The sequence below is a fragment of the Streptomyces sp. NPDC006326 genome (assembly GCF_040612915.1).
Classification (GTDB): domain Bacteria; phylum Actinomycetota; class Actinomycetes; order Streptomycetales; family Streptomycetaceae; genus Streptomyces.
The window spans coordinates 63,807-80,321 of sequence record NZ_JBEXRC010000037.1 but is presented as its reverse complement, the minus strand read 5'-3'; the positions used below and the strand labels follow the sequence as shown (position 1 = coordinate 80,321).

Below are 16,515 nucleotides of genomic sequence, written 5' to 3'. Positions count from 1 at the left end.
CCGGGTGGTCATCCGGTTGAAAGTGGACCGCCTGTACGGCACGGCGCTCGACGTGGACAGCTAGGACCTTTGCGCCGCCGGCGTGGTGGATGCGGCGGCCGGTGCGCCGCCGCTGTGGACGGGCCGGACCGCCTTCACCGCCACGGCGTTCGCAGCCGAGCGGCCGTCGTGTGCACGAGGTGGCGAAGCAAGGAGTGAGGGTGAAGCACAGCCGGAGAACACCGAGGGCGGCGCCCAGGATCTCGCGGATCCGGGGCGCCGCCCTCGGTCTCTGTGCGGCAGAGTCGGGTCAGGCGCGGGCGGTGCCGCCCAGGTGGTGGACGCGGACCATGTTCGTGGTGCCCGGGACGCCGGGGGGCGAGCCCGCGGTGATGACCATGGTGTCGCCGTCGTTGTAGCGGCCCAGCTTGAGCAGCTCGCCGTCGACCAGGTCGACCATGGCGTCGGTGGTGTCCACGTGCGGGACGATGTACGAGTCCACGCCCCAGCTCAGCGTGAGCTGGTTGCGGGTGTTCTGGTCGGTGGTGAAGGCCAGGATCGGCTGCTGGGCGCGGTAGCGCGAGAGCCGGCGGGCCGTGTCACCCGACTGGGTGAAGGCGATCAGCGCCTTGCCGCCGAGGAAGTCGGCGATCTCGCAGGCCGCGCGGGCCACGGAGCCGCCCTGGGTACGGGGCTTCTTGCCCGGGACCAGCGGCTGGAGGCCCTTGGACAGGAGCTCCTCCTCGGCCGCGGCGACGATCTTCGACATCGTCTTGACGGTCTCGATCGGGTAGGCGCCGACCGAGGACTCGGCCGACAGCATGACCGCGTCGGCCCCGTCGAGGATCGCGTTGGCGACGTCGGACGCCTCCGCGCGGGTCGGGCGGGAGTTGGTGATCATCGACTCCATCATCTGGGTCGCGACGATCACCGGCTTGGCGTTGCGGCGGCACATCTCGATGAGCCGCTTCTGGACCATCGGGACCTTTTCCAGCGGGTACTCGACGGCGAGGTCGCCACGGGCCACCATGACCGCGTCGAAGGCGTCGACCACGGCCGCCATGTTCTCGACGGCCTGCGGCTTCTCGACCTTGGCGATGACGGGGACCCGGCGGCCCTCCTCGTCCATGACCTTGTGGACGTCCTTGACGTCGTTGGCGTCGCGGACGAAGGACAGGGCGACCATGTCGCAGCCCATCCGCAGGGCGAAGCGGAGGTCGTCGACGTCCTTCTCCGACAGGGCGGGGACGTTCACGGCGGCACCGGGCAGGTTGATGCCCTTGTGGTCCGAGATGACACCGCCCTCGATGACGATGGTCCGCACCCGCGGGCCGTCGACCTCGGTCACCCGCAGCTCGACGTTGCCGTCGTTGATCAGGATCTGGTCGCCCTTGGCGACGTCGCCCGGCAGGCCCTTGTAGGTGGTGCCGCAGATGGACTTGTCGCCCGGGACGTCGTCGGTGGTGATGGTGAACTCGTCACCGCGCACCAGCTCGACGGGGCCTTCGGCGAAGGTCTCCAGACGGATCTTGGGGCCCTGGAGGTCGGCGAGGACGCCGACCGCACGCCCGGTGTCCGCGGAGACCTGCCGGACGCGGTCGTACCGCTCCTGGTGTTCTGCCTGGGACCCGTGGCTGAAGTTGAATCGGGCCACGTTCATACCTGCCTCGATGAGTGCTTTCAGCTGCTCATACGAGTCGACGGCGGGGCCCAGCGTGCAGACGATTTTGGAACGGCGCATGAAGCGGATCCTATCCGTTTGTTTCGTAGCGGAATATTCCGTCTGGTGGAAAGTCCAAGTGACTAGCGGGTAACCAATGCGTACGCCTGGGCGGCGATCTCCAGCTCCTCATCCGTCGGGATCACGGCCACGGCCACCCGCGCGTGCTCCGCGGAGATCAGCCGCGGCTCCGCCGAGCGCACGGCGTTGGCCCGCGCGTCCAGCGCCAGGCCCAGCTCCGCGAGCCCCTCCACGGCAGCCTCGCGGACCTGGTGGGCGTTCTCGCCGACCCCGGCCGTGAACACCACGGCGTCCACCCGCCCGAGCACCGCCGTGTAGGCGCCGATGTACTTCTTGAGGCGGTGGATGTACGCGTCGAAGGCGAGCCGCGCCGACTCGTCGCCCTCGCCCGCGCGCCGCAGCACCTCGCGCATGTCGTTGTCGCCGCACAGGCCCAGCAGACCGCTCTTCTTGTTCAGGAGCGAATCGATCTCATCCACCGAGAGGCCGCCCACCCGCGCCAGGTGGAAGACGACCGCCGGGTCCACGTCGCCCGAGCGGGTCCCCATGACCAGACCCTCCAGCGGGGTCAGGCCCATGGACGTCTCCACGCACACCCCGCCCCGCACGGCCGAGGCGGAGGCCCCGTTGCCCAGGTGCAGCACGATCACGTTCACGTCCGCCGCCGGCTTGCCGAGCAGGGCGGCCGCGGCCCGGGAGACGTACGCGTGGGAGGTGCCGTGGAAGCCGTACCGCCGGACGGCGTACTTCTGCGCGGTGGCCGCGTCGATCGCGTACCGCGCCGCGTACTCCGGCACCGTGGCGTGGAAGGCCGTGTCGAAGACGGCCACCTGCGGGAGGTCCGCGCGCAGCGAGCGCGCCACCTCGATGCCGGTGACGTTCGCCGGATTGTGCAGCGGGGCGAGCGGGATCAGGTTCCGGATCTCCGCCAGCACCTCCTCGTCGACCACCGTCGGCCGGGTGAACCGGGTCCCCCCGTGCACCACCCGGTGGCCGACGGCCGCCAGTTCGGGGGAGTCCAGGCCCAGCCCGTCGGCGGCGAGCTCCGCCGCGACGGCCTTCAGCGCCGCCTCGTGGTCCGCGATCGGTCCCGTCTGCTCCCGCTTGCCGCCCGCGGCGCCGGGGCCGGCCAGCGGTTCGTGCACGAGCCGCGAGGTCTGCTCGCCGATGCGCTCCACGAGGCCGACGGCGAGGCGGGAGGAGTCCGCCATGTCGAGCAGCTGGTACTTCACCGACGAGGAGCCGGAGTTGAGGACGAGTACGCGCGATGCGGTCACGATGGGGGTCATTCCTTCGGGCGGTCGGTGGTTGCGGTCGGTGGAGGGGCCGGGCGGGAGGGGTCCGGGCGGTGGACGGGGTCAGGCGGTGGGGGACGGCGCGCCCTGCGCCTGGATCGCGGTGATCGCCACGGTGGTGACGATGTCCTGCACCAGGGCGCCGCGCGAGAGGTCGTTGACGGGCTTGCGCAGACCCTGGAGCACCGGGCCGACCGCGACGGCGCCCGCCGAGCGCTGTACGGCCTTGTACGTGTTGTTGCCGGTGTTGAGGTCGGGGAAGATCAGCACGCTCGCCCGGCCGGCCACCTCGGAGCCCGGCAGCTTCGTCGCGGCCACCGAGGGCTCGACGGCGGCGTCGTACTGGATCGGCCCCTCGATCAGCAGCTCCGGATGCCGGGCGCGGACGATCTCGGTGGCCTTGCGGACCTTGTCCACGTCCGCGCCGCTGCCCGAGGTGCCGGTCGAGTACGAGAGCATCGCGATCCGCGGCTCGACCCCGAAGGCGGCCGCCGTGGCCGCGGACTGCACGGCGATGTCGGCGAGCTGCTCGGCGTCGGGGTCCGGGTTGACCGCGCAGTCCCCGTAGACGAGGACCTGGTCGGCCAGGCACATGAAGAAGACGGACGAGACGATGGAGGCTTCCGGCTTCGTCTTGATGATCTCGAAGGCCGGACGGATCGTCGCCGCGGTGGAGTGCACCGAGCCGGAGACCATGCCGTCGGCCAGGCCCTCCTGGACCATCAGCGTGCCGAAGTAGTTCGCGTCGGTGACCACGTCGTTGGCCAGCTCGACGGTCATGCCCTTGTGGGCGCGGGCCTGGGCGTAGAACTCGGCGAAACGTTCCCGCAGGGGCGAGGTCGCCGGATCGATCAGCTGGGCGCCCGAGACGTCGACGCCCAGGTCGGCGGCCTTCTTCAGGATCACCTGCTCCTCGCCCAGCAGCGTCAGGTCGCACACCCCCCGGCGCAGCACCACGTCGGCGGCGCGCAGCACCCGCTCCTCGGCGCCCTCGGGCAGGACCACCCGGCGGCGCTCGGCGCGGGCCCGCTCCAGCAGCTCGTGCTCGAACATCATCGGGGTCACCCGCTCCGAGCGGGCCACCGAGAGCAGGTCCCGCAGCTCGGCGGTGTCCACGTGCCGCTCGAACAGGCCGAGCGCCGTCTCCAGCTTGCGCGGGGTGGCCGAGTTCAGCCGGCTCTGCAGCGCGAAGAGCTCGGCGGCGGTCGGGAAGCTGTTGCCGGCCACGGAGACCACCGGGGTGCCGGGTGCCAGCTTCGAGGCCATCTCCAGGACGCGCGGCGCCGGGCGCTCGTTCAGGGTCAGCAGCACCCCGGCGATCGGCGGGGTGCCGGAGGCGTGCGCCGCCAGCGCGCCGACGACCAGGTCGGCCCGGTCCCCGGGGGTGACGACCAGGCAGCCCGGGGTCAGGGCGTTCAGGAAGTTGGGCAGCATGGCACCGCCGAAGACGAAGTCCAGGGCGTCGCGGGCCAGCCCCGCCTCGTCGCCGAGGAGCACCTCGCCGCCCAGCGCGCCGGTGATCTGGGCGACCGTGGGGGCGGAGAGCGACTTGTCGTCCGGCAGCACGTAGCAGGGGACCGGGAGGCGGGCGGCCAGCCGCTCGGCTATGCCCGCGCGGTCCTCGGCGGCCACCCGGTTCACGACCATCGCCACGACGTGGCAGCCCAGGCTCTCGTACGCCCGGTAGGCGTTGCGGGCCTCGGAGCGCACGGCCTCGGCGGGGCGCTTCGTACCGCCGACCACGGGTACGACCACCGCGCCCAGCTCGTTGGCGAGGCGGGCGTTCAGCGCCAGCTCGTCGGGGAGGTTGGTCTCGGCGTAGTCGGTGCCGAGGACGAGCATGACCTCGTAGTCACGGGCCACCCGGTGGTAGCGGTCGACCAGCCGTGAGACGAGCTCGTCGGTGCCCTTCTCGGCCAGGACGGCCGAGGCCTCGCCGTACTCCATGCCGTACGCGGTCGAGGCGTCCTGGTCGATCCGGTAGCGCGCCTTGAGCAGGTCGAAGAGCCGGTCCGGCGCATCGTGCAGGAGCGGCCGGTAGACACCGACCCGGCCCGTCTGGCGGGTCAGCAGCTCCATGATCCCCAGCTCGACGACCTGCCGGCCGTCCCCCCGCTCGATACCGGTCACGTACACGCTGCGCGTCACGCGGGCTCTCCGTCCATGTTGCGCCTGGGCGCAGCTCTGGGCGCCGCGGGCGGATCCACGAGATCTCCGTGATCTCCGAGTTCCCCGAGATCGCGGAGATCTCCGAGTAGATTTTCCCGTGGGGGTGGGCTTGACCTCTTGACAATACCTCGCTGGAGGGATAGGGCGCCCGCCGGGAAGAGGTCCGTCCCGGACGGCCGGGAGGCCCGGCCCTCCGCGCGGCACGGCACGCGCCGCACCCCGGGCCCGTGGAAGAATCGGACACGCTTCACCCATACGCCCTTCATGTGTACGGCTGTCCGCCCGCACGCGGACGGTCCGGTACGACCAGGAGCAGGAGACACAGCACGATGCGCATCGGAGTTCTCACCGCAGGCGGAGACTGCCCGGGACTGAACGCTGTCATCCGGTCGGTCGTACACCGTGCCCTGGTCGGGCACGGGGATGAGGTCATCGGCTTCGAAGACGGCTTCAAGGGCCTCTTGGACGGGCATTACCGCCCCCTCGACATCAACGCGGTCAGTGGCATTCTGGCCCGCGGCGGTACGATTCTCGGTTCAGCCCGGATGGAGCGCGCGCGGCTGAGCGAAGCCGCCGAGCACGCGCACGAACTGTCGCAGCGGTACGGCATCGACGCGCTGATCCCGATCGGCGGCGAGGGCACCCTGACGGCCGCCCGGATGCTGTCGGACGCCGGGATGCCGGTCGTGGGCGTGCCGAAGACCATCGACAACGACATCTCCTCCACCGACCGCACCTTCGGCTTCGACACCGCGGTCATGGTCGCCACCGAGGCGATCGACCGCCTCAAGACCACCGCCGAATCGCACCAGCGCGTGATGGTCGTGGAGGTCATGGGCCGGCACGCGGGCTGGATCGCCCTGGAGTCCGGCATGGCGGGCGGCGCCCACGGGATCTGCCTGCCCGAGCGGCCGTTCGAGGTGGACGCCCTGGTGAAGATGGTGGAGGAACGCTTCTCCCGCGGCAAGAAGTTCGCCGTCATCTGCGTCGCCGAGGGTGCCCACCCGGCCGAGGGCTCGATGCCGTACGAGAAGGGCGAGATCGACCAGTACGGCCACGAGCGCTTCGCCGGCATCGGCAACCGCCTCGCCGTCGAACTGGAGCACCGCCTGGGCAAGGAGGCCCGCCCGGTCATCCTGGGCCACGTCCAGCGCGGCGGTACCCCCACCGCGTACGACCGCGTCCTCGCCACCCGCTTCGGCTGGCACGCCGTGGAGGCCGTCCACCGCGGCGACTTCGGCAACATGACCGCGCTGCGCGGCACCGACATCGTGATGGCCCCGCTGGCCTCGGCGGTCACCGAGCTCAAGAGGGTCCCGGAGCACCGCATGTACGAGGCCGAATCGGTCTTCTGACGGCCCCTACCGGTCTCCGGAGGCCAGGGCCCAGAAGTGGGCGACGATGTCGGCCAGGTACTCGCGGCCCGCATCGCCCGTCCCGGCCTCGAACGAGGTGCTGTTCCAGCTCAGGGTGGAGACCATCTTGGCCTGGTAGTCCCCGTGCATCCGCTCCAGCACCGGCTCCAGATGGGCCCTGGGCACCGGGAGCAGCTTGGCCAGCGGTTTCACGTACGCCTGCCAGCGGGTGGTGACCGCGCTGCGCAGGATCTCGGCGAGCTCCTCCTGCTTGCCGGTCGCCGCCACGAACTGGGAGAGCGTCAGACCCAGCGTCTGCGCCAGGGCCACGGACTGCCGCTCGTTGCCCTTCCAGCGCCCGGTGTCCTCAATCTTCTGGTACGCGTTCGTCTCCAGGCCGATCCGCCGGGCCAGCTCGTCCGGGGCCAGGCCCCGGGCGATCCGGTGCTCCCGCAGGGTGACCGGCTCGGCGAGCAGTTCCCCGGGGGCGCACCAGAGCACGCCGGCCAGCGCCGTCAGCTCGGCAGAGTTCGGCGAGATCTCGCCCCGCTCCCAGGCCATGACGGTCTCGGGCTCGACGATCAGTCCGTACTGGGCGCGCAGGCCGTAGGCGACATGGCCGGGGGCCATGCCCAGGGCGGCGCGCAGGCGCCGCGCGGCGGGGGCGTTGAAGGGAGGGCTGGAGTGCACAGCCCACACCGTAGGAGTGGCCGAGGGGTGACGACTACAGACCGTTCAAACAAGGCCAGAACTCGTACGAAAGTCCTATGGAGTTCGGCGCTTTGGGCGGGTTTCCCTGCGACTGTCCGGTAATCGGATTGTTCCTAGATCCATTTTCAAGCGTACGGTTCCGGCCATCCGTTGCGATACCCCTGTGCACGATCTTCACCGAACCCGCCCCCACTCCTGAACCGCACGTCCCGGCCGTACGTGATCCCTTTCGGGGGCCCTCGCATACGGGGGTGGCGAGGGCCCCGCCGACCGCCCCCTCCTCTCCCTTGCCTTGACGTCCGCGTCAAGGATTACGGTCGGGGGCATGCGAATCGGCGAACTGGCGCAGCGGGCCGGGACCAGCACGCGGACCCTGCGGTACTACGAATCCCGTGGACTGCTGCCCGCTCGGCGGACCGGCAACGGCTACCGCACCTACGACGAGGACGACCTGCGGCTGCTGCGCCAGATCCGCACGCTCCAGGACTTCGGCTTCGACCTGGAGGAGACCCGGCCGTTCGTCGACTGCCTGCGTGCCGGCCACCCCGCCGGTGACTCCTGCCCGGCCTCCCTGGCCGTCTACCGGCGCAAGCTCGCCGAGCTCGACGGGCTCATCGGCCGGCTGGCCGACGTACGGGACCAGGTCGCGCGGCAGCTCGCCGACGCCGAGAAGGCCGCCGAGGCCGCCGGTGGAGCGGTGGCCCCGCAGTGCGAAATGACCGGATGACACACGAACGAGGAGAGGGAACACGCGATGATTCACGCCGAAGGTGTGGCCGAGGTGACCGACCAGGACTTCGAGGCGGAGGTGCTCGACGAGCGCGCCCGGCCCGTCCTCGTGGAGTTCACCGCGGACTGGTGCGGCCCCTGCCGCCAGCTCGCGCCCGTGCTGTCCGCCGTCGCGGCCGAGCACGCGGACCGGCTCAAGGTCGTGCAGATCGACGCGGACGGCAACCCCGCCACCGTCACGCGGTACGGGGTGCTGTCCATGCCGACCATGCTTGTCTTCCGGGACGGTGAGCCCGTGCAGCAGATGGTCGGGGCCCGGGCCAAGCGCAGGCTGCTTCAGGAGCTGGAGGAGTACACCGGCGTCACGGCCTGAGCCAGACGGTCGCCAGCGGCGGGAGCGTCAGGCGCAGGCTCACGGGGCGGCCCTGCGCCGGCACGGGCTCGGGCCGCAGCGCCTGCGGATGGTGCACGCCGCTGCCGCCGTACTCCTCCAGGTCCGTGTTGAGGACCTCCCGCCACCACGGCACCGCCTCGGGCACCCCGATCCGGTACCCGTGCCGCACCACCGGCGAGAAGTTCGACACGCACAGCAGCGGCGAGCCGTCCTGCCCGTACCGCAGGAAGGCGAGCACGTTGTCCTCGGCGGCGTCCGCCTCCACCCACGCGAAGCCCTCCGGCGCCGTGTCCCGCTCCCACAGCGCGGGCGTCGCCGTGTACGTGCGGTTCAGGTCGCGCACCAGATCGCGCACGCCGCGGTGGTCGCCCGCCGCCGAGTACGCGGGGTCCAGCAGCCACCAGTCGGGCCCGTGCTCCTCCGACCACTCCGATCCCTGCGCGAACTCCTGCCCCATGAAGAGCAGTTGCTTGCCCGGGTGGGCCCACATGAAGCCCAGGTACGCCCGGTGCGAGGCCCGCTGCTGCCACCAGTCCCCGGGGATCTTCGACACCAGCGAACCCTTGCCGTGCACCACCTCGTCGTGCGAGATCGGCAGCACGAAGTTCTCGCTGTACGCGTAGACCATCCCGAAGGTCAGGTCGTTGTGGTGGTACTTGCGGTGCACGGGCTCCTTCGAGAGGTAGCGCAGCGTGTCGTGCATCCAGCCCATGTTCCACTTCAGGCCGAAGCCGAGGCCGCCGCCGTCCGTGGGCCGCGTGACCCCGTCCCAGGCCGTGGACTCCTCGGCGATCGTCACCACCCCCGGGCAGCGCCGGTACACCGTCGCGTTCATCTCCTGCAGCAGCGCGACCGCGTCCAGGTTCTCCCGGCCCCCGTACTCGTTCGGCAGCCACTCGCCCTCGCCCCGCGAGTAGTCCAGGTAGAGCATGGAGGCCACCGCGTCCACCCGCAGCCCGTCCACGTGGAACTCCTGGCACCAGTAGACGGCATTGGCGACGAGGAAGTTGCGGACCTCCTTGCGCCCGTAGTCGAACTCCAGCGTCCCCCAGTCCGGGTGCGCGGCCCGCCGCGGGTCGTGGTGCTCGTACAGCGGCCGTCCGTCGAACTCGGCGAGCGCCCACTCGTCCCGCGGGAAGTGCGCGGGCACCCAGTCGACGATCACGCCGATGCCCGCCCGGTGCAGGCTGTCCACCAGGAAGCGGAAGTCGTCCGGGCTGCCCAGTCGGGAGGTCGGTGCGTAGAAACCGGTCACCTGGTAGCCCCAGGAACCGCCGAAGGGGTGCTCGGCGACCGGCATGAACTCCACGTGCGTGAAGCCCAGCTCCTTGACGTACGCCGGGAGCTCCTCGGCCAGCTGCCGGTAGGAGAGCCCCGGCCGCCAGGACGCCAGGTGCAGCTCGTACACCGAGAACGGCGCCTGGTGCACGGGGCGGGCCCCGCGCCGCGCCATCCACTCCGCGTCCTGCCACGCGTACTGCGAGGCGGTCACCACGGACGCGGTCGCCGGCGGGACCTCCGCCTGCCGGGCCATCGGGTCGGCGCGCAGGGTGTGGCTGCCGTCGGGGCGCGTGATGTCGTACTTGTACAGGGCGCCCTCGCCCACCCCCGGCAGGAACAGCTCCCACACCCCGGAGGAGCCCAGCGAGCGCATCGGGTGGGCCGTCGGGTCCCAGTACGAGAAGTCGCCGGTGACCCGCACGCCCTGGGCGTTCGGGGCCCACACCGTGAACCGGGTGCCGAGGACGCCCTGGTGCTCCATCGGCCGGGCGCCGAGCGCCGTCCACAGCTCCTCGTGCCGGCCCTCGCCGATCAGGTGCAGGTCCAGCTCGCCGACCGCCGGCAGGAACCGGTACGGGTCGTGCACCTCGGTCTCGTCGCCGTCGTAGGCCACCAGCAGCCGGTAGTCCGGCACCCCGGTCAGCGGCAGCAGCCCCGAGAAGAGCCCGTCGCCCTCGTCGAGGAGCTCGGCCCGCAGCCCCTTGGCGACGACGGTCACCGCCTTCGCGTACGGGCGCAGCACGCGGAAGACGACCCCGCCGCGCCGGGGGTGCGCACCCAGCACCGCGTGCGGATCGTGGTGGCGGCCCTCCAGCAGCCGGGCCCGTTCCCCGGCGTCGAGCACGGGCGCGGGCCGGACCCCGCGTGCAGGGGCGGCGGCCCGGCGGGCCCGGGGCGCACGCGCCCCCGCGGCCTTCGGCAGGGGTGGCTCCGGGGCGGGAGCGGCTTCGTCGCGGACGGACGGTGACGGCTGTCGTGCGGCGCTCACGCGAGCGGCCTCCTCGGGGGCTTCGGATGGGGAGTGGTCGATGCGGGCGGCGCAGGGGGCGCCGCCGCACGGCGGCCCGGCCGGTGGGCAGGGCGCTCCCGTTCGGACAGGCGGCGGATGGCCGCCATGGGGACGTGCAGCCAGTCGGGCCGGTGCCGGGACTCGTAGCGCGCCTCGTACACCGCCTTGTCGGTCTCGTACGCGCGCAGCAGGACCGGGTCCTCGCGCGGGTCGCGGCCGGTGGTCCGGGCGTAGCCCTCGCAGAAGGCGGCCCGGCAGGCGTCCGCCCAGGCCGGTGCGAACGGCCGGTGGGAGCGGGCCGCGTAGTCGAAGGAACGCAGTATCCCGGCGATGTCGCGCACGGCCGGTTCGGGACGGCGCCGGTCCGCGAGCGGCCGGGCCGGCTCGCCCTCGAAGTCGATCAGCGCCCAGCTGCCGTCGGCGGTGCGCAGCGTCTGGCCCAGGTGCAGGTCCCCGTGGATCCGCTGGGCCGGGACGCCGGACCCGCGGGAGGCGGCCAGCGCGTCGAAGGCGCCGCGCAGCCCGTCCTCGTAGGGCTGGAGCGCCGGCACCTCCCGGACGGTGGCCGCCAGCCGTGCCGTCATCCCGGCGGCGAGCCGGGCCGTCTGCTCGGGGCCCAGCGCGACGGTGGGCAGGGCGGCGGCGAGGGCGCTGTGCACCTCGGCGGTGGCCCGGCCCAGGGCGTGTGCCTCGGCGGTGAAGTCGGCCCCGGCCCCGAGGCGGCGCAGGGCGAGCTGCCAGCCGTCGTCGGAGCCGCGCAGGTACGGCTGGAGCACGCCCAGGGTCAGCGGCTCCGAGCCGGGCAGCTCGGCCTCGTACCAGGCGACCGGCGCCGGCACGCGGGAGCAGCCGGCCGCCGCCAGTGCCCTGGGCAGCTCCAGGTCCGGGTTGACCCCGGGCCCCACACGGCGGAACACCTTCAGGATGTGCGAATCCCCGTAGATCAGGGAGGAGTTGGTCTGCTCCCCGGACAGCGGCCGGGGCGCGGACTCGGCGGGGATCAGCGCGGCCGGGTCCCGGTCGAAGCGGAGCGGGCCGTGCGCACCGGGAGTGCGCAACCGTTCCAGCAGCAGCGCCGCGAGCCGCGGATCCCCGAGGCCCTCGTACACGGCCTGGCCGGCGTACGGGCCCTGCTCGGCGTGCCCGATCAGCGCAGGCGCGAGCGCGGGCGGCAGCGGCGCGGGCCGTACCCCGAGCAGCAGCTGGTAGCAGTCCGCGCTCCCGTCGGCGCAGTCCACGCCGACGAGCAGGTGCACGAGCCCGGGGGTGCTCCCGGGCGGCAGCAGCTCGACGGCCGAGACGAGCCGCAGCCGCGTGATGGCGCGCCCCTTCCCGGCGTACCAGCGCTGCCTGGGCAGCCAGGCCCGCAGCATGGGTTCGAGCGGTCCGAGCGGGACAGCGGCCAGACTGCCCTGGCGGCTCCGGGCGGATGCAGCCTCCGACATGGCGTCGCGTCCTTTCTCCGGGCCGTCACGAATGCGCAGAGTGTCCCGGATGGCGAGCATTGCTGTCCGGTGGTGGATGGGTGTCGGGCCAGGATGATCCGTACAGGGGCGGGCGACTGGCCCGTTCGTGTGCCCGCCCCTTTGGCTCAAGCGCCGGTCTTGAGCTCCGGCTTCTGCTCGTGGCGCAGCCGGAACCAGAGGAAGCCGTGGCCCGCCAGGGTCAGCAGGTACGGCCACTCGCCGATCGGCGGGAAGCGCACGTCACCGGTCAGCTCCACCGGCACCCGCCCGTTGAACGACCGCAGATCCAGCTCGGTGGGCTGCGCGAACCGCGAGAAGTTGTGCACGCACAGCACCAGGTCGTCGCCGTACTCCCGGAGGAACGCGAGCACCGCCGGGTTCGACGACGGCAGTTCGGTGTACGAGCCGAGCCCGAACGCCGGATTCGCCTTGCGGATCTCGATCAGCCGGCGGGTCCAGTGCAGCAGTGACGAGGGCGATGCCATGGCCGCCTCGACATTGGTGACCTGGTACCCGTGGACGGGGTCCATGATGACCGGCAGGTTCAACCTGCCCGGATCGCAGGAGGAGAAACCGGCATTGCGGTCCGGAGTCCACTGCATCGGGGTGCGGACGCCGTCGCGGTCGCCGAGCCAGATGTTGTCGCCCATGCCGATCTCGTCGCCGTAGTACAGCACCGGGGAACCGGGCAGCGACAGCAGCAGGGCCGTGAACAGCTCCATCTGGTTGCGGTCGTTGTCGAGGAGCGGGGCGAGCCGGCGCCGGATGCCGATGTTGGCCCGCATCCGCGGGTCCTTGGCGTACTCGGCGTACATGTAGTCGCGCTCCTCGTCGGTGACCATCTCCAGGGTCAGCTCGTCGTGGTTGCGCAGGAAGATGCCCCACTGGCAGTTGGCCGGGATCGCCGGCGTCTTGGCGAGGATCTCGGAGACCGGGTAGCGGGACTCTCTTCGCACCGCCATGAAGATGCGCGGCATGACGGGGAAGTGGAAGGCCATGTGGCACTCGTCCCCGCCCTTGGCGAAGTCCCCGAAGTAGTCCACGACGTCCTCGGGCCACTGGTTGGCCTCGGCGAGCAGGACGGTGTCGGGGTAGTGCGCGTCGATCTCGGCCCGGACCCGCTTGAGGAGGGCGTGGGTGCGGGGCAGGTTCTCGCAGTTGGTGCCCTCCTCGGCGTAGAGGTAGGGGACGGCGTCGAGCCGGAACCCGTCGATGCCGAGGTCGAGCCAGAAGCGCAGCGCCGAGATGATCTCCTCCTGCACGGCCGGGTTCTCGAAGTTGAGGTCCGGCTGGTGCGAGAAGAAGCGGTGCCAGTAGTACTGCTTGCGTACCGGGTCGTACGTCCAGTTGGAGGTCTCGGTGTCGATGAAGATGATGCGGGCGTCCTGGTACTGCTTGTCGTTGTCGGCCCACATGTAGTAGTCGCCGTACGGGCCGTCCGGGTCCGTGCGCGACTGCTGGAACCACTCGTGCTGGTCGCTGGTGTGGTTCATGACGAAATCGATGATCACGCGCATACCGCGCTGGTGCGCGGCGTCCACGAACTCGACGAAGTCGGCGAGGTCGCCGAACTCGGGGAGGACGGAGGTGTAGTCCGAGACGTCGTAGCCCCCGTCGCGCAGGGGCGAGGCGAAGAACGGCGGCAGCCAGAGGCAGTCGATGCCCAGCCACTGGAGGTAGTCCAGTTTGGCCGTGAGCCCCTTGAGGTCCCCCACGCCGTCGCCGTTGCTGTCGTGGAAGGAGCGGACGAGGACCTCGTAGAAGACCGCCCGCTTGAACCAGTCGGGATCGCGGTCCTTGGCGGGGGTGTCCTCGAAGGTGTCGGGGACGGGATCGTTGATCATCATGTGGTGGGTGACCCTCCGGTGGGCGGGGACGGTCGCAGAGCGGCCAGTACGTGCGCGGGCGCACGGCCCGGCTCTAGGCGCACGTAGTTCGCCCTGCCCCAGTGATAGGTCTCGCCGGTGAGCTCGTCGCGCACCGCGAGGGACCCGTGCCAGTCGAGGCCGAGTACCGGCATGTCCAACGAGACCGTCGCCTCCTGGGTGTGGTGCGGATCGAGGTTGACGACCACCAGTACGGAATCGGCTCCGGCGTGCTTCGAATAGGCGATCACCTGGTCGTTGTCGGTCGTGTGGAAATGGATGTCGCGCAGCTGCTGGAGCGCCGGGTGGCGCCGTCGCAGCCGGTTGAGCGTGGTGATCAGCGGGGCGATGGTGCGGCCCTCGCGGTCGGCGGCCGCCCAGTCACGTGGCCGGAACTCGTACTTCTCGGAGTTCAGGTACTCCTCGCTGCCCTCCCGGACCGGGGTGTTCTCGCAGAGCTCGTAGCCCGCGTAGACGCCCCAGGTCGGCGAGAGGGTGGCGGCGAGCACCGCGCGCACCTCGAAGGCCGCACGCCCGCCGTGCTGCAGGTAGGCGTGGAGGATGTCGGGCGTGTTGACGAAGAAGTTCGGCCGCATCACCGAGGCCGACCGGGTGTCGGACAGCTCGGTCAGGTACTCCGTGAGCTCCGCCTTGGTGTTGCGCCAGGTGAAGTACGTGTACGACTGCTGGAAGCCGTTGGCGGCCAGCGCGCGCATCATCGCGGGACGGGTGAAGGCCTCCGCCAGGAAGATCACGTCGGGGTCGGACTTGTTGATGTCCGCGATCACCTTCTGCCAGAAGACGACGGGCTTGGTGTGCGGATTGTCGACCCGGAAGATCCGGACACCGTGGTCCATCCAGTGGCGCAGGATGCGGACCGTCTCCGTGACGAGGCCGGCCATGTCGGTGTCGAAGTGGATCGGATAGATGTCCTGGTACTTCTTCGGCGGGTTCTCCGCGTACGCGATCGTCCCGTCGGCGCGGTGGCGGAACCACTCCGGGTGCTTCTCCACCCACGGGTGGTCGGGCGAGCACTGCAGGGCGAAGTCGAGCGCGATCTCCAGGTGCAGCTCGCGGGCCCGGGCGACGAAGGCGTCGAAGTCCTCGATGGTGCCCAGTTCGGGGTGGACGGCGTCGTGGCCGCCCTCGGTGGAGCCGATGGCCCACGGCACGCCCGGATCCCAACTGCCCGCGGAGAGGGTGTTGTTGGGCCCCTTGCGGTAGGTGCTCCCGATCGGGTGGATCGGCGGCAGGTACACCACGTCGAAGCCCATCGCGGCAATGGCCGGCAGCCGCTCGGCGGCGGTCGCGAACGTCCCGCTCACCGGAGCCCGGCCCGGCTCGACGACGGCACCCTCGGAGCGGGGGAACATCTCGTACCAGGAGCCGAAGAGGGCGCGCTTGCGCTCCACGACCAGCGGCATGGCCTTGGCGGCCGTGACGAGCTCCCGGTACGGGCGCCTCGCCAGCGCCGCCTCCACCTCCGGCGCGAGGGCGGCGGCGTAGCGGACGTCCGCCTCCAGGTCCTCGTCGCGCATCGTGGCGGCGGCGGCCATGACGTGCTCGCGGCCGTCGCGCTTGGGGATCCGGGACCCGGCCCGCTCCAGTACGTCCGCCCCTTCGAGGAGGGTGAGCCCCGGATCGATCCCGGCCGGGATCTTGATCGCGGCATGCGCCCGCCAAGTGGCGACCGGGTCGCTCCACGCCTCGACCGTGTAGGTCCACCGCCCCTCGGCGTCGGCCGAGACCCGGGCCCCCCAGCGGTCGGTTCCGGGCGCCAGCTCGCGCATCGGCACGGCGGGCCGCATCCGCCCGCTGGGGTCGCGCAGCACGACATGGGCGGCGACGGCGTCGTGGCCCTCGCGGAACACGGTGGCGGAGATCTCGAAGACCTCGTCCACGACCGCCTTGGCGGGTCTGGCGCCGCAGTCGACGGCAGGGCGGACGTCCAGTACGGGAATGCGACCGATCATGATGGGATCACCTGGGGGCAGTTCGCAGGGCTCGGTGACAACAGGCCAGCCGCGGAACCGGCTGGTAGTGCACGCTCTGTTCGCTCTGTTTCTAGCCGCTCGGAAGACGGCTGGGCTGCGGGCATGGCCGCTCCTGTCCGCGTTCACTCGGGTGGCGGGAGAGGTGGGGTGCGGGGTGCGCCGTGCGTGTACGCGGGGAGCCCTTCCCACTCTCGTCGCGCCCATGCAGGGTGCTCGGTTAACTACTCGTACGTAGTCGCACGGCCCAGACCAAGCCCCTGTCCGAGATCCGCCGAGGCTCCATCAAGTCGGCCGGGACTACCGGATGTACGACCGGACACCACCCGTCCCACCCGTCCCTCGGGCCGCCCCCGTCCGGCCCGGACGGGGCCGGAGTGCGACGCGTACGGGCTAGGTGAGACGCGCGTGGCGGTGTTGACGGGAAGGCGATTTGTCCGGAGTGACATCCGTCGGCCGACCAGGGATCATGGCTTCGTCCTCGTGGATGCGCGTGCGCCCGACGGCCAGGGGGGAATTGGCCGCTTCGC

Annotated in this window: 11 protein-coding genes; 3 read left to right on the top strand and 8 right to left on the bottom strand. The window is 71.3% G+C overall.

Going from position 1 to position 16,515, the window contains the following annotated elements; all coding sequences use genetic code 11:
• Nucleotides 1-289: 289 nt before the first annotated feature.
• From pyk to pta, 3 genes are all read right to left on the bottom strand, one after another.
• Nucleotides 290-1,720, bottom strand: a complete 1,431-nt coding sequence (gene pyk, locus ABZ128_RS25680) for a pyruvate kinase (RefSeq protein WP_356851170.1) — start codon at nt 1,718-1,720, stop codon at nt 290-292.
• Nucleotides 1,721-1,782: 62 nt separating this feature from the next.
• Nucleotides 1,783-3,009 carry an acetate kinase gene (locus ABZ128_RS25675; RefSeq protein WP_356851169.1) on the bottom strand — a complete coding sequence of 409 codons (1,227 nt, stop codon included), beginning with the start codon at nt 3,007-3,009 and terminating at the stop codon, nt 1,783-1,785.
• Between the two features lie 69 nt (nt 3,010-3,078).
• The gene (gene pta, locus ABZ128_RS25670; RefSeq protein WP_356851168.1) at nt 3,079-5,163 is read right to left on the bottom strand and encodes a phosphate acetyltransferase; all 2,085 of its coding nucleotides are present in this window, start codon (nt 5,161-5,163) and stop codon (nt 3,079-3,081) included.
• Nucleotides 5,164-5,513: 350 nt separating this feature from the next.
• Between pta and ABZ128_RS25665 the strand changes: the two genes are divergently transcribed.
• Nucleotides 5,514-6,539: an ATP-dependent 6-phosphofructokinase gene (locus tag ABZ128_RS25665; protein WP_356851167.1), complete on the top strand. Its 1,026-nt coding sequence runs from the start codon at nt 5,514-5,516 to the stop codon at nt 6,537-6,539.
• Between the two features lie 6 nt (nt 6,540-6,545).
• On the opposite strand, the gene ABZ128_RS25660 is transcribed toward ABZ128_RS25665, so the two are convergent.
• On the bottom strand, nt 6,546-7,229 hold the full coding sequence (locus tag ABZ128_RS25660) for a helix-turn-helix transcriptional regulator (RefSeq protein WP_356851166.1): 684 nt from the start codon (nt 7,227-7,229) through the stop codon (nt 6,546-6,548).
• Between the two features lie 346 nt (nt 7,230-7,575).
• On the opposite strand from ABZ128_RS25660, the gene ABZ128_RS25655 reads away from it, so the two are divergent.
• Nucleotides 7,576-7,977, top strand: a complete 402-nt coding sequence (locus ABZ128_RS25655) for a MerR family transcriptional regulator (RefSeq protein WP_356851165.1) — start codon at nt 7,576-7,578, stop codon at nt 7,975-7,977.
• 27 nt (nt 7,978-8,004) lie between these two features.
• Nucleotides 8,005-8,352 (top strand): thioredoxin domain-containing protein, encoded by a 348-nt coding sequence (locus ABZ128_RS25650; protein WP_356851164.1) that lies wholly within the window; start codon nt 8,005-8,007, stop codon nt 8,350-8,352.
• Here ABZ128_RS25650 and glgB read toward each other — a convergent pair.
• The 4 genes from glgB to ABZ128_RS25630 all read right to left on the bottom strand — a co-directional run bounded on the left by glgB (nt 8,342) and on the right by ABZ128_RS25630 (nt 15,967).
• The gene (gene glgB / locus ABZ128_RS25645) at nt 8,342-10,642 is read right to left on the bottom strand and encodes a 1,4-alpha-glucan branching enzyme (RefSeq protein WP_356851163.1); all 2,301 of its coding nucleotides are present in this window, start codon (nt 10,640-10,642) and stop codon (nt 8,342-8,344) included. The two genes, ABZ128_RS25650 and glgB, sit on opposite strands and share 11 nt — an antisense overlap.
• Nucleotides 10,639-12,108, bottom strand: a complete 1,470-nt coding sequence (locus ABZ128_RS25640; RefSeq protein ID WP_356851162.1) for a maltokinase — start codon at nt 12,106-12,108, stop codon at nt 10,639-10,641. The genes glgB and ABZ128_RS25640 overlap by 4 nt, the downstream gene beginning before the upstream one ends.
• 146 nt (nt 12,109-12,254) lie before the next feature.
• Nucleotides 12,255-13,976: a maltose alpha-D-glucosyltransferase gene (gene treS / locus ABZ128_RS25635; protein WP_356851161.1), complete on the bottom strand. Its 1,722-nt coding sequence runs from the start codon at nt 13,974-13,976 to the stop codon at nt 12,255-12,257.
• The gene (locus ABZ128_RS25630; RefSeq protein WP_356851160.1) at nt 13,973-15,967 is read right to left on the bottom strand and encodes an alpha-1,4-glucan--maltose-1-phosphate maltosyltransferase; all 1,995 of its coding nucleotides are present in this window, start codon (nt 15,965-15,967) and stop codon (nt 13,973-13,975) included. Before ABZ128_RS25630 ends, treS begins: the two co-directional genes overlap by 4 nt.
• Between the last annotated feature and the right edge of the window lie 548 nt (nt 15,968-16,515).